Source organism: Streptomyces sp. NPDC026575, assembly GCF_055567415.1.
Genome location: NZ_JBVHQM010000026.1, coordinates 25,901 through 38,461, shown reverse-complemented (window position 1 = coordinate 38,461; position 12,561 = coordinate 25,901). Strand labels below are relative to the sequence as shown.

The 12,561-nt window shown below is 71.6% G+C and carries 11 protein-coding genes; 2 read left to right on the top strand and 9 right to left on the bottom strand.

The window, feature by feature from the left end; genetic code table 11:
• Positions 1-130: 130 nt before the first annotated feature.
• Positions 131-1,159, bottom strand: coding sequence for a glutamate ABC transporter substrate-binding protein (locus ACZ4NB_RS29920; protein ID WP_467666172.1), 1,029 nt, complete (start codon positions 1,157-1,159; stop codon positions 131-133).
• Between the two features lie 20 nt (positions 1,160-1,179).
• Positions 1,180-2,553, bottom strand: coding sequence for a hypothetical protein (locus ACZ4NB_RS29915; protein WP_467666171.1), 1,374 nt, complete (start codon positions 2,551-2,553; stop codon positions 1,180-1,182).
• A gap of 285 nt (positions 2,554-2,838) precedes the next feature.
• Between ACZ4NB_RS29915 and ACZ4NB_RS29910 the strand changes: the two genes are divergently transcribed.
• A complete protein-coding gene (locus ACZ4NB_RS29910; RefSeq protein WP_467666170.1) occupies positions 2,839-3,531 on the top strand; it encodes a FadR/GntR family transcriptional regulator in 693 nt (230 codons plus the stop codon).
• 181 nt (positions 3,532-3,712) lie between these two features.
• Positions 3,713-4,060 carry a hypothetical protein gene (locus tag ACZ4NB_RS29905; protein ID WP_467666169.1) on the top strand — a complete coding sequence of 116 codons (348 nt, stop codon included), beginning with the start codon at positions 3,713-3,715 and terminating at the stop codon, positions 4,058-4,060.
• 88 nt (positions 4,061-4,148) lie between these two features.
• Here the strand turns inward: ACZ4NB_RS29905 and ACZ4NB_RS29900 are convergent, their stop codons facing one another.
• The 7 genes from ACZ4NB_RS29900 to ACZ4NB_RS29870 form a co-directional block, all read right to left on the bottom strand.
• On the bottom strand, positions 4,149-5,135 hold the full coding sequence (locus ACZ4NB_RS29900) for an N-acetylglucosamine kinase (protein WP_467666168.1): 987 nt from the start codon (positions 5,133-5,135) through the stop codon (positions 4,149-4,151).
• Positions 5,126-6,409: a 6-phospho-beta-glucosidase gene (locus ACZ4NB_RS29895; RefSeq protein WP_467666227.1), complete on the bottom strand. Its 1,284-nt coding sequence runs from the start codon at positions 6,407-6,409 to the stop codon at positions 5,126-5,128. Before ACZ4NB_RS29895 ends, ACZ4NB_RS29900 begins: the two co-directional genes overlap by 10 nt.
• Positions 6,410-6,526: 117 nt before the next feature.
• The gene (locus tag ACZ4NB_RS29890) at positions 6,527-7,429 is read right to left on the bottom strand and encodes a carbohydrate ABC transporter permease (protein ID WP_467666167.1); all 903 of its coding nucleotides are present in this window, start codon (positions 7,427-7,429) and stop codon (positions 6,527-6,529) included.
• A 6-nt stretch (positions 7,430-7,435) separates the two neighbouring features.
• A complete protein-coding gene (locus tag ACZ4NB_RS29885; RefSeq protein ID WP_467666166.1) occupies positions 7,436-8,389 on the bottom strand; it encodes a carbohydrate ABC transporter permease in 954 nt (317 codons plus the stop codon).
• A 59-nt stretch (positions 8,390-8,448) separates the two neighbouring features.
• On the bottom strand, positions 8,449-9,789 hold the full coding sequence (locus ACZ4NB_RS29880) for an ABC transporter substrate-binding protein (protein WP_467666165.1): 1,341 nt from the start codon (positions 9,787-9,789) through the stop codon (positions 8,449-8,451).
• Positions 9,790-9,903: 114 nt separating this feature from the next.
• Complete coding sequence (locus ACZ4NB_RS29875; protein WP_467666164.1) at positions 9,904-11,046, bottom strand: ROK family transcriptional regulator; 1,143 nt, start codon at positions 11,044-11,046, stop codon at positions 9,904-9,906.
• A 347-nt stretch (positions 11,047-11,393) separates the two neighbouring features.
• Positions 11,394-12,485 carry a mechanosensitive ion channel family protein gene (locus tag ACZ4NB_RS29870; RefSeq protein ID WP_467666163.1) on the bottom strand — a complete coding sequence of 364 codons (1,092 nt, stop codon included), beginning with the start codon at positions 12,483-12,485 and terminating at the stop codon, positions 11,394-11,396.
• Between the last annotated feature and the right edge of the window lie 76 nt (positions 12,486-12,561).

Below are 12,561 nucleotides of genomic sequence, written 5' to 3'. Positions count from 1 at the left end.
CTGCTGCGGTGCGGTTCCCTCCGTTTCCCCTTCCTCTTTCCATAGTGAACGGCATCGGGCCGCTCCATGCGGCGAACGGTGAGGTACTGGGCACCTTGGGGCGGCCGGGCGTGGTACGGCCGCTCGTGGGTCAGTCGCTGTACTCCGGCGACGGCGGCCCCGATATCTCCGGCATATCGGCCCGCAACCAGGTGCGGTACGCCCGCATCCAGGGGCTGTCGGCGCTCCCGTCGCCCCGGTAGTCGTCCAGCACCCTGTTGACCCGGCGCACCAGGTCCGTGTCGGCCTTGTTCATGGCCACGCCGTACGACTCCTTGGTGAACGGCCTGCCCTTCAGCTCCACCTTCGGATCCTGCGCCGCCTGCGCCGCGGCCAGCGCGTTGTCCGTGACCACCGCGTCCGCCTGGCCCAGCTGCAGCCGCACCAGGCAGTCGAGTTGGCTGGGCACCGTCAGCACCTCGGCGCCGTGCCGCTGCTCCGCCAGCTCCGCTTCACCCGTCGAACCCGCGGCCGTGCACACCCGCTTGCCGCGCAGCGAATCGTCGAACGCCTTGATCCCGGACGACTTCGGGGCCAGCACCTGCTGCCCCGCCTGGAAGTACGACGTCGAGAACGCCACCTGCTGCTTGCGCGCGCAGTTGATCGTCATCGTCCGCACCACCATGTCGACCGTGCGCTGCTGCAGCGCCCGTATCCGCTGGTCGGTGGGCACCGCCTTGAAGACGACCTCGGGGTCCGGCCCCAGGATGTCCTCGGCGATCGCCCGCGCCAGATCGATGTCGAAACCCTCCAGCCTGCCGGTGGCCGGATCGCGATACCCCCACCGGTAGGTGTTCTGGTCGACCCCGACGACCAGCCGGCCCCTGTCCTTGATCCGTGCCACCGCCGCACCCTCGGCCGACGACGGCCGCAGGCTCTCCGCGGCGTTCCCCGCCGTGCACGTGGCCGCCGCCGGCTCGGCCGGCGCCGTTCCGGGCCCGTACGCCCGGTGTATCGGCGGTGGTGAGGGCACGCCGCCAGGGCCGGGCCGGTCCGGGTGGGCGGCACCGCCCAGCGCCGGTACCAGCACCGCGGCGGCGGCCGCCATCACCGACATCCCGGCCGCGACCGGTGCCAGGACGGCACGCAGATTCCGCAGTCCTCGCGCGCGCTTCGTCATGTCCCCCTCACCAGTTCCCCTCACCGGTACTCCGCCAGCCTGCGTCCGATCCCCAGCACCGCGCCGAGCGCGGCCAGCGCCGCCAGCGCCCCGGCACCCACCGGCAGTCCGTCCAGCGCCCCGCGCCCGTCGTCCGCCGCCGACCGGAACTCCCCCTGCTCGTGCACCAGCGCCCTGTGCAGCCCGGCCGCCACCCGGTCGAACGACTCACCCGTGGAGCCGTCGGCGCCGATCACCTTCTCCAGCGCCCGGTCGTACTCGCCCTTCTCGTCCGCGGCCCGCGCCTGGGCGTGCCGCGCCTGCCACTGCCGTACGTATGCGGCCGCGTCGCGCACCGGCCCCCGCCCCGCATCGTCGTCCGCCAGCGCCAGCGCCGTGCCCAGCCTGCTCCTCGCCCCCGCCGCACCATGATCGCCTGTGCCGGCCAGATCCCGCATCCCCGAACGGAAGCCGACCTCGTAGAAGTCCCGCTGATCGCGGGTGAGCACCGCACCGCGGGCCACCAGCGTCAGATTCTCGTCCCCGCGTGCCTGCAACGCATCGATCCGCGCCTCGACGAGCACCCGCAGCGACCGGGCGCCGTGCTCGTACGAATCCGTCAGCCCCGCCCGCGCCACCGCATGCCCCACCACCAGCCACACCAATACCGCGACGGAAGCGGCCGTCGCGACCAGCAGCCCCGGAGCGAACACCCGGTTGGTGCGCCGGTAGTGCCGCCGCTGCGCCCATCCCAGCGCGCCGATCGCCACCGCCCCGGCCGCCACCGCACACCACGGCCACGCCTCGGCCTCGTCGTAGTCCGCCGCCAGCCGCTTGGTCTCCGCTTCGTACAACGCCCGTGCGGCCGGCAGAAGTTCCGTACGCATCCGCTCGTTCGCGTACCGCAGATACGCACCGCCGAGCGGCAGCCCCTGCCGGTTGTTCGCCCGCGCCGTCTCCACCAGTCCCGTGTAGCGCGGCAGCTGCCGATTGAGGCGGGCTATCTGCGCGCCCGCCCCGTCCGAACCGCGGGCGCTCTGCGAAGCCTTGGCCAGCAGCTCCGCCGCCGTCGCGATATCGCGTTCGTAGCGCTCGCGCGTGGCCCCGCCGCCCTCTTCGCCCGCCAGGAAGCCGCCGGCGGCCGTGGTGTCCGCATCCGCCAGCGACCGGTAGATGCTCGCCGCGTCCGACGTCAGCGGCTGACTGCGCTCCACCACGTCGTCCGCGGCCGCCGCCCGGTCGGACACCTGCCAGGCCGTGACCGCGCCGAACACCACCACCAGCAGCACCAGGACGGCACCGATCATCCGCAGGCGGCCCGGTTCGGTCGTCGCCGCGGCGCGCAGCCCGTCCAGCCCCTCGGCCCAGGCCGGCCGCCGCCCCGAGGCGGGCGGTGCCACGCTGCTGGTCGACACGGACGACACTGAACCTCCTCCTGGTCGCGGACTGCGGACCCGGCCCCCCGCGTCCGGCGCCCGGAGCGCTTACGACAAGGACCGGTGCATGGGCAGCAGTATGTCCGCCGCCACTGACAAGCACACCGCGATTGCCCTGATCCTGTTCGGATCGCGATCCGCGGCCGGGCCCGCCGCCCCGTCCCCTCCGGCATTACAGTGACCGCAGAGTCATCAGACATCAGACGCCGGATTCACGAGCAGGACATCGGCACACCGGCCGTCGCCCAGGGAGGGAGTGATCTCGTGCAAACAGTCCGCAAGGGCAGGGTGTCGCTCGTGGAGAGCGCGACCGACGAGATCCGCGCCCAGATCGTGAACGGCACCTGGCCGGTGGGCAGCCGCATCCCGCCCGAGAGCGTCCTGTGCGAATCCCTCGGCGTCAGCCGCGCCTCGGTCCGCGAGGCCGTCCGCTCCCTGGTCCACTCAGGACTCCTCGAACCCCGGCAGGGCGACGGCACCTTCGTGATCTCCGACGACGACAGCGCGGCCGCCCTCCGCCGACGTCTCGAACGCGCCGAGCTCAGCCATGTCACCCAGGTCCGCCAGGGCCTCGACGTGGTCGCCGCCCGACAGGCCGCCAAGCATCGCACGGACGCCCAACTCACCGGCATCGAAGCCGCGCTGGCCCGCCGCAACGCAGCCCTCTCCGCCCGCGACACCGACGCCTTCACCGCCGCCGACGCCGAGTTCCACGTCCTGGTCGCCGAGGCCGGTGCCAACCCCGTCCTCGCCGACATCTACCGCTCTCTCAGCGCCGCCCTGCGCGCGGAACTCCGGCGCGCCGCCTGCCTGGACACCGCCACCGCGGCCGCCACCGACCCGCACCTGCGCCTCACCGAGGCCATCCGCGCCCAGGACCCCCAGGCCGCCGTCGACGCCGCCGTCCTCCTTCTCGCCGGCCATGTACGCGACCTGGCCCTCCCTCTCGACGACTGAGCCCCGCCCGGGAACCCTGACGGCGCACTCCACAGCACTGCGCGCCTCCCCCTTCACTCCCACGCGCCGCTGACTCGCCTACCCCTCCATGGCTACGCTGAGTGACGAAGTCGAGCTCGATCTTCACTCAGCAACCACGACGAGCGGGGACCGTCCCGCGCCCGGAAGTCAGGAGACCCTCATGCGCCGCATCGGCGAATTCTTCGCCCGCCTCATCCCAGAAGCCGGCTCCACTCCCCCCTTCGCGCCGCCTGCCTGCGGATTCCTGACCATCGGCGGTACGACCTACATCGATCCGCATGGCACCTACCCCCTCGACCACCGCCTGACCGGCGCCCCCACTCTCGTCATCAACGACACCGACCAACCCATCACCATCGTCACGGAGCGCAACCGCGACCATCCCCCCGCCGCACCCCCGCCCCCTCGCACCCGCCCGCACCTCGTCCCGATCCCGGCCACGGACCTCGTCCTGGGCCCGGGCGAACGCATCGAGACGCGACGGGGGGATGGCGTGCAGGTCGTATAGACGGGCAGGCGGGTGCGAAGGTCGCGAAAGGGGGCGGGGTGCCCCGGGGCCACGTCGCCAAGCCCGCGCCCGCCTTGCCCCGCCCCCTCTACTCCCAGGCCCGCCTCAGCCGCGCATAGGCGTCCGCCTCGGCACCCGCTCGGTCCAGGGTGTCGAGGGCGGCGCCGAGGACCGGTGGTGCGGTGACGACGTGGGGTACCGCCTTGGGGGCGCGATCGGCGAGGAGGTGGAGGACGCGGTCGTGGAGGAGGGGATGGCGGGCGGCCAGGACGCTGCCGCCGAGGACCACCGGGGTGGGCTCGGTGAGGAGGTCGAGGCGTTGCAGGGCGACGGTGGCCATGAGGACGACCTCCTCGGCCTGCCGGGTGATGATGCCGCGGGCGACGGGGTCGCCGCAGGCGGCGACGGCGAAGAGGACCGGGGCCAGTTCGTGGCGGCGCCGGTCGGGGATGCCCCGTAGGTGGAGCGCCTCGATCAGCTCCGGCATGGTCGTCAGGCCGAAGTGGGCGGGGAGCGCGTGGGCCAGCTCGGTCCGGGCGCCGCGGCCGTCCTCGGCGCGGGCCGCGTGCCACAGGGCCTCGTCGGCGAGGAAGGAGCCGCCTCCCCAGTCGCCGGAGATCCGGCCGATGGAGGGGAAGCGGGCGGTGGCTCCGCGGTGGCCGAGGCCGGCGCAGTTGATGCCGGCCCCGCACACCACGGCGACGCCGACCGGCTCCCCGTCGTCGGGCAGTCCGGCCCGCAGCAGTGCGAAGGTGTCGTTGCGGACGGAGACCGTGCGCGACCAGCCGCGACGGGCGATTTCGGAGGTGAGGGCGGTCTCCTCGACGGGGAGGTCGGCGTTGGCGAGGAAGGCGGAGAGGTGGTCGACGGGGCCGGCGCCGGTCGGCCCGGCCTGGGAGAGGGCTGATGCCACCAGGGGAGCCAGTACGTCGACCGCGCGGGCGGCGCCCACCACGGGGGGCTGGAAGCCGCCGCCGCGCGCCGTGCCGAGCAGCCTGCCGTCGGCGGCCACCAGTGCCACGTCGGTCTTGCTGTTGCCCGCGTCGATGGCGAGCGCCGTGCCGGTCAGGCCCACGTGAGGTGCTCCCGGTTGTGCGCGATCAGCTCGTCGGTGAGCCGGTCCGCGTAGTCGATCTGGCCGATGAGGGGGTGCGAGAGGAGGGCGGAGAAGACCCGGTCCCGGCCGCCCTTCAGGGCCGCCTCCAGGGCGAGGTGCTCGTAGGCGGTGACGTTGGCGATCAGTCCGGCGTAGAGGGGTTCCAGGGGGCGTACGGGGAGCGGGGCCGGGCCGGTGGCGTCGATGGTTGCGGGGACCTCGATCACGGCGTCGTCGGGGAGGAAGGGGAGGGTGCCGTTGTTGAGGGCGTTGACGATCTGGGTGTCGCCGGTGTCGCCCAGCAGGGAGGAGGTGAGTGCCACGGCCGCTTCGGAGTAGAAGGCGCCGCCGCGCCGGGCGAGCAGCTCCGGCTTCTCGTCGAGCGCCGGGTCCTGGTAGAGCGTCAGGAGTTGCCGCTCGATGGCGGCGACCTCCGCGGCGCGGGAGGGCTTGCCACGCAACTCCCTTACCACCGCGTCGTGTTGGTAGTAGTAGCGCAGGTAGTAGGAGGGCACGGTGCCGAGGCGGTCGAGGAGCGGGCGGGGCAGGCGCAGATCGTCGGCGATGGCGTCGCCGTGTTCGGCGAGGAGCGCGGGCAGGACGTCCTCGCCGGCGACGCGGACGGCACGCTCCCAGGTGAGGTGGTTGAGGCCGATGTGCTCCAGCTCGACCTGTTCGGGGGAGACCCCCAGCAGTTTCGCGAACTTGCGCTGGAAGCCGATGGCGACGTTGCACAGGCCGACGGCCTTGTGGCCATGGGTGAGCAGGGCGCGGGTGACGATGCCGACGGGGTTGGTGAAGTCGACGATCCAGGCGTCGGGGTTGCGGCGGCGTACCCGCTCGGCGATGTCGAGGACCACGGGAACGGTGCGCAGCGCCTTGGCCAGGCCGCCCGCGCCGGTGGTCTCCTGGCCGACGCAGCCGCACTCCAGGGGCCAGGTCTCGTCCTGGTTGCGGGCGGCCTGGCCGCCGATGCGCAGCTGCAGCAGGACGGCGTCGGCGCCGTCGATCCCGGCGTCGAGGTCGTGGGTCCAGGAGATCGTGCCCGGGTGGCCCTGCCTGGCGAAGATCCGCCGGGCGAGACCGCCCACCCTCTCCAGCCGGTCCACGGCCGGGTCGATCAGGACGAGCTCGCTCACCGGGAGGACGTCACGCAGCCGCGCGAAGCCGTCGATGAGTTCGGGGGTGTAGGTCGAGCCGCCGCCCACCACGGCGAGTTTGACGCTGGGGCGCGGGGACCGGCCTTCGGGCAGACCTCCCCGAGCAGAGGAGACGCAAGGAGCAGCGGAATCGGAAGGAGTAGAGGAGAGGGGTGAAGCAGGGGAGGGGGTGGGGGAGGGGGAGGGGGACGAAGACGGCGGCATGCGGGATCAGCCCTTTACTCCGGTGAGGGTGACGCCTTCGACGAAGGCTTTCTGTGCGAAGAAGAAGACGAGGACGACCGGGGCCATGACCAGCAGCGTCGCGGCCATGGTGAGGTTCCAATTGACGCTGTGGGCGCTCTTGAAGGACTCCAGCCCGTAGGAGAGCGTCCAGGAGGCGGGGTTCTGCGCCGCGTAGATCTGCGGTCCGAAGTAGTCGTTCCAGCAGTAGAAGAACTGGAAGAGGGCGATGGCGGCGATGCCCGGCCTGGCCATCGGTACGACGATCTTGAGCAGGGTGCGCAGCTCCCCGCAGCCGTCGACCTTCGCGGACTCCAGATACTCCTGAGGGATGGTCAGCAGGAACTGCCGCAACAGGAAGATCGAGTAGGCGTCGCCGAACGCCATCGGGATGATCAGCGGCCACAGCGAGCCCGAGAGGTGCAGCTGCTGGGCCCAGACCAGATACATCGGGACCACGACGACCTGCGGTGGCAGCATCATCGTGGAGATGACCAGGATCATCGCGGTGCGGCGGCCGCGGAAGCGGAGTTTGGCCAGTGCGTAGGCGACCGGGACGGCCGAGCAGACGGTGAACAGGGTGCCCAGGCCCGCGTACAGCAGGGAGTTCTTCCACCAGTCCACGAACCCGGGAGTCTCGAAGACGGTGCCGTAGTTGGACCAGTGCCACTCGTGCGGCCACAGCTCGCCGCTCATGGCCTGGTCGTCGCTCATCACGGAGGTCAGGAAGACGAAGACGAAGGGGAGGAGGAAGAACAGGGCGGTCGCGACGGCGAGGGAGTGCACGGCGATCCAGTGCAGCAGCCGGGTGCGGCGGGCGCGGGCGGCCGGGCCGCCGGTCGTGCCGGTACGGGCCGGGGCGGGGCGGGCGGGGAGCGTCGTGGTGGTCATCTCGGATCAGTCCTCCGCCGCAAGCAGGCCGGAGCGCTTGCGCATCAGCAGGGTGGTGACGGCCATGGCGATGACGAAGAGCACGAGGGAGAGCGCGCATGCCGCGCCGGTGTTGAAGTTCTGGAAGCCCAGGGAGTAGACGAGCTGCGGGACGGTGAGGGTGGAGTGGTCCGGGTAGCCGGGCTGGATGACGGTGCCGGGGCCGATGGAGACGCCGGAGGCGAGCTTCCCGGCGACCAGCGCCTGGGTGTAGTACTGCATGGTCTGGACGACGCCGGTGACCACCGCGAACATCACGATGGGCGTGATGGCGGGCCAGGTGACATAGCGGAACTTCCCCCAGGCGCCCGCCCCGTCCAGCTCGGCGGCCTCGTACTGCTCCTTCGGCACGTCCAGCAGCGCCGCCATGAAGATCACCATCAGGTCGCCGATGCCCCACAGCGACAGCATCACCAGCGACGGTTTGGCCCAGGTGGGGTCGTTGAACCAGGAAGGCGCCGGGATGCCGAGCGCCCCGAGGATCTCGTTGACGGGTCCGGTGCCGGGGTTGAGGAGGAAGACGAAGGCGACGGTGGCGGCCACCGGCGGCGCCAGATACGGCAGGTAGAAGGCGGTACGGAAGAACCCCACACCCGACTTGAGCTTGGTGACGAGCAGGCCGATGCCCAGCCCGAAGAGCACCCGGAGCGCGACCATCACCACGACCAGCCACAGCGTGTTCCACAGCGCGGGCCCGAACAGCGGCATCTGCGTCAGCACGTATTTCCAGTTCCGCAGCCCGACGAAATCGGGCGGCTCGATCTGGTTGTAGTGCACGAAGGAGAAGTAGACGGTGGCGATCAGCGGATAGCCGAAGAAGACCGAGAAGCCGATGAGCCAGGGGGAGAGAAAGCCGAGGGTGCGCAGCCGCTCGCGGGAGCGTTTGCGTCGTAGTGCGGGCGCGGGGGCGGTGGTTGCCATGGCGGTTCTCCGTCAGCTCTCGGAGTCGGTCCGGGGAGGCGGTGCGGGTGTTCGCCGGTTCAGTTCTCGGACTGGAGGTTGTCGGCGTCGATCCGGGCGTCGAGTGCCCGCAGGCCCGCTTGGAGGTCGGGGACCCTTCCGGCCTCGACGTCGTAGCAGAAGTCCTGCAGTGCGGTGACGTACTGCCCGCCGTTGGTGGACGGCGGCAGTGCGACGCTGTGCGGGTTCTGCGCGATATCGAGGAAGGTGCGGAACGTCGGGTCGGCGTCCAGTGCGGGCGACTTCAGCGCCGCTTTCGTCGACGGCACGTTATGGATGTCGTTGGCGAACCGGACCACCTGATCGGTGTTCACGGTCAGGAACCTCACCAGTTCCCATGCCGCGTTCTGATGCCGGCTGCTGTGTGCGATACCGGCGACGGTGCCGGTCAGATAGCCCCGCCCGTAGGTGTCGGCCCGGTCGTCCGGCACCGGCATCGGCGCGGTGCCCCAGTCGAACTTCGCCTTTGCCTGGCGGAGCATCAGCCCGCGCCATTCACCGTCCATGTGCATGGCCAGCTTCTGCGTCAGAAAGGCGTTCTGCGAGGACATCTCCTCGCCGAAGGTGGTGCGGAACTTCTCCAGCGGGCCGTAGCCGCCCTGTGCGTGGACCAGCTCGCCGGCGGTGGTGAGGAATTCCGCGGTCGCCGGGTCCTCGGCCAGGCGGGCCTTGCCCTTTCGGTCGAAGTAGGACGGTCCCCACTGGGCGAACATCCGGTCCGGACTGTTCTGGTAGAGCCGGAAGTCGGGCATGAAGCCCACCCGCCGGTAGCCGCCGTCTTCCGTGCGCCGGGTCAGTTTGACGGCATCCCGCTTCAGCTCGGACATGGTGCGCGGCGGCCGAGCGATTCCGGCCTCCTTGAAGGCGTCCTTGTTGTAGTACAGCCCATAGGAATCGGCGAGCAGCGGCAGGGCGCACTGCCGCTTCCGGTAACTCGTGTAATCCAGCAGGGTCTTGGGGAACACCTCTTCCTTGTCCACACCGGTCTTCTTCAGGAACGGATCGAGATCCGCCCACATCCCCGACGAGCAGTACTGCCCCACATTGCCGGTGGTGAAGGACGACACCACATCGGGTGCGTCGTCCCCGCCGGCCCGCAGTGCCTGGTTCATGGTCTCGTCGGTGACATTGGGGACCACCTTCACCGTGATGTTGCGGTGCGTCCTTTCGAAGCGGGCGACGCTGTCGTTGATGGCCTTCATTTCGCCCGGGGTCGACCAGCCGTGCCAGAAGGTGAGCGTGACCGGCTTGGTGGGATCGTCGCGGTCACTGCCGACACTCGGAGAGGCGCAGCCCGAAACGAGCAGCCCGGCGCCGGCCAGCGCCGCTGACACCCGGATGCGCAGACGCGAAATCGGCATGGCGGACTTCCTTTACGGCAGGGGGAGTCGGGGAAGTGGCGCGGGGGCGTGCGGTGCCTTGCTGGGCCGTGCGGTTCCGTACCGGCCGTGCGTGCCGTGCGGGGGAGGGGAGGTTCAGCCGGTGGTGGTGTCGAAGACCGCGTTGCGGGCGTCCGTGAGCGCCGTGTGCAGTGCGCCGATGAGAATCGGATTGCCGCCGATATCGCTCAGCCGCAATTCGGGCCGCGGCAGCGCGAGCCCGGTGAACTCCTCCTCGACCAAGGCGCGCAGCGCCTCCCCGCCGGCCTGCGGGACCTCGCCGGAGAGCACCACCAGCCGCGGGTCGACGACCGCGACCACGGCCGCGAGCCCCGTCGCCAGCCGCCGGGCGACCTCCGCCCGTACGTCGGCGCGGTCCAGCGCCTCTTGGACCGTGCGGGTGCCGGCGGCCCCGTACTCCCGGGCCAGCGCGATCACGCTCGGCGAGCCGACCAGTCGCTGGAAGCCGCCGCCGGCGTCCGGCTGGGCGGCGCTGCGATCGCCGCCCCTGGCCAGCGGCGCGCCGGGCAGCGGCATATAGCCGATCTCGCCCGCGCCGCCGGTGGCACCGCGCAGCAGCCGGCCGCCGAGGACGATGGCGGCACCGACCCCCTCGTCCGCCCACACCAGTACGAAGTCGTCGAAGTCCTGCGCGGCCCCGTCCTGCTGTTCGGCGACCGCCGCCAGATTCACATCGTTCTCGATGGTGATCGGGGCGCCCAGCACGTCGGCCAGCTCCTCCTTCAGCGCCCGCGAGTGCCAGTCCGGCAGATGCGGGGCGTAGCGCAGCCGTCCGGTCCGCGGATCCAGTGCGCCGGGCGTGCCGATCACCGCCCCGTGCAGGTCCTCGCGGCCCAGCCCGGCCTTGGCCAGCGCGCCGTCGACGGCCCTGGCGACCAGCTGCGCCGTCCGGTTCGGCGCCGCCTCGTCCACGGCGTCGGTCCCGACCCGCTCCTCGCCGAGCACCCGCCCGGTGATGTCCGCGACCGCGGCGGTGATCCCCAGCTGGTCGACCGCCAGCGCCGCGATCTGCGCCGCCGTCGGGTCGATCTCGTACAGCTGGGCGTTGGGCCCGGGCCGCCCGGTCACGTTCCCGGTCGTCCGCACCAGCCCCGCGGCCTCCAGCCGCGCCAGCAGCTGCGAGGCGGTGGGCTTGGACAGTCCGGTCAGCGCGCCGATCTGTGTACGGGTCAGCGGTCCCTGCGACACCAGCAGGTCGAGCGCGGCGCGGTCGTTCATGGCCCGCAGGACGCGTGGCGTCCCAGGGGTCCCTTGCGCTTGCTGCCCGCCGGCCATGACCCTCACCCCGTTCGCCGGCGGCCGTGGCGGCCACCGGCATCTGTTAGGAAACCTTCCAATCGATGGACAGGAAGGTAGGTCGCGGGCCGGGGCGGCGTCAATGGGTTGAGCACGGCGAGTTGCCGGCGGAGTACGCCGGGCACGGCGGGAGGGCGAGTCGGGCGGGCGCGGCGAGCGCGGGCGGCAGAAGGCCGGAAGCAGCCGGGTACGGCGAAGGGGCGGCCGCGACATGGATCGCGGCCGCCCCTGGTGCGGCGCGTCGGGCGCCCGGCGTCACTTCGCCCGGCTCACTTCCCGAGCTTCGGCGGCGCCGCTATCGGGTCGGTCGCCAGGGACTGCGGGGACGTCGGGTTGTTGAGGGCCGACGGGGCGCCCATGGCGGCGGTGGGGTCCACCGGGGCCGCCTGCTCTTCCTCCTCCGGGGCCGGGCGCCGGGCGAGGTGGACACCGGCGGCGTCCAGCGCGCGCTTGATCCGCCAGCGCAGTTCGCGCTCCACACCCAGGGACTTGCCGGGCATGGTCTTGGCCGAGACGCTGAGGGTGACCTGGTCCAGGTGCACCTCGCTCAGGCCGAGCACCTCCACCGGCTCCCACAGCCGCTCGTTCCACGGCTCCGCCTTGGACATCTCCTCACCGGCGGCGGTGATGGTGTCGCGGGCGCGCTCCAGGTCCTGGTCGGCGGCGAGCACGACGTCCACGGACGCCGTGGACCAGCCCTGGCTGAGGTTCCCGATCCGCTTGACCTCGCCGTTGCGGATGTACCAGATGGCGCCGTTGGGCCCCCGCAGCTTGGTGACCCGCAGGCCGACCTCGATGACCGTGCCGGTGGCCACGCCCGCGTCGATCTCGTCGCCGACGCCGTACTGGTCCTCAAGGATCATGAAGACGCCGGAGAGGAAGTCGGTGACGAGGTTGCGGGCGCCGAAGCCGATGGCGACGCCGGCCACACCGGCGCTCGCCAGCAGCGGCGCGAGGTTGATCTGGAGCACGGAGAGCACCGTCAGCGCGGCGGTACCCATGATCACGAAGGAGGCGACGCTGCGCAGCACCGAGCCGATGGCCTCGGAGCGCTGGCGCCGGCGCTCGGCGTTGACCAGCAGACCGCCCAGCGCGGTGCCCTGGGCGGCGGCCGCGGTGCGGTTCATCCGCTCGATGAACTTGGTGATGGTGCGGCGGATCACATGACGCAGCACCACCGCGATCACGATGATCAGCAGGATCTGCAGGCCGGACGTGAGCCACGTCCCCCAATTCTCCTGCACCCAGCCGGCGGCGTTGGTGGCCTTCTGTGTGGCCTCGTCGAGCGAGGTCGGGCCGGTGGAGTCGGATGCGGCCGCGCGCAGGGGCGCGGCGGCGACCGGCGAAGCGGACCAGAACACAGTCGAACCTTCCGTATGGGAGCGCAGACCCGGACCGAGGGCCCCCGGGGACCGGGCAGGCCATCCACACTAACGG

What these genes read in the sequence shown, in the direction of transcription:
- ACZ4NB_RS29880 (WP_467666165.1), bottom strand. Translation starts at nt 9,789, where the DNA reads ATGCCGATTTCGCGTCTGCGCATCCGGGTGTCAGCGGCGCTGGCCGGC.
- ACZ4NB_RS29890 (WP_467666167.1), bottom strand. Translation starts at nt 7,429, where the DNA reads ATGACCACCACGACGCTCCCCGCCCGCCCCGCCCCGGCCCGTACCGGC.
- ACZ4NB_RS29885 (WP_467666166.1), bottom strand. Translation starts at nt 8,389, where the DNA reads ATGGCAACCACCGCCCCCGCGCCCGCACTACGACGCAAACGCTCCCGC.
- ACZ4NB_RS29920 (WP_467666172.1), bottom strand. Translation starts at nt 1,159, where the DNA reads ATGACGAAGCGCGCGCGAGGACTGCGGAATCTGCGTGCCGTCCTGGCA.
- ACZ4NB_RS29875 (WP_467666164.1), bottom strand. Translation starts at nt 11,046, where the DNA reads ATGAACGACCGCGCCGCGCTCGACCTGCTGGTGTCGCAGGGACCGCTG.
- ACZ4NB_RS29905 (WP_467666169.1), top strand. Translation starts at nt 3,713, where the DNA reads ATGCGCCGCATCGGCGAATTCTTCGCCCGCCTCATCCCAGAAGCCGGC.